The sequence below is a fragment of the Pantoea sp. SIMBA_079 genome (assembly GCF_046940275.1).
Classification (GTDB): Bacteria; Pseudomonadota; Gammaproteobacteria; order Enterobacterales; family Enterobacteriaceae; genus Pantoea; species Pantoea borealis.
In genome coordinates, this window is sequence record NZ_JAWRYR010000640.1 from 1 (window position 1) to 252 (window position 252).

Consider the following 252-nt stretch of genomic DNA (forward strand, 5'->3'; position numbering starts at 1 on the left):
GGTTGGAGTCGCTGATGTCCTTGAACTCGCGGCCTTCGTCCTTCAGTTCGAAGTCGTACCAGTACTTGCCACGGACGAACACACCGGTGTCGCCGTACTTGAGCTCCAGGTCATGAATGCCTTTGAAGATCTTGGAGAAGGTTTCGCCCTTCTTGAAGTTCAGGTGGCCATCGTCGGACGTCTGTGACAGGCCCTTGCCGCCGTTGTTCACCCCTATCAGGTTCTTGTTGGGGTTGGCCGTCGACCAGCTGG

Annotated in this window: 1 protein-coding gene; it reads right to left on the reverse strand. The window is 56.7% G+C overall.

Going from position 1 to position 252, the window contains the following annotated elements; all coding sequences use genetic code 11:
* Nucleotides 1-252 (reverse strand): DUF1302 family protein (locus tag SB719_RS21510; protein WP_412159939.1); only part of this gene is annotated, 252 nt, incomplete at both ends.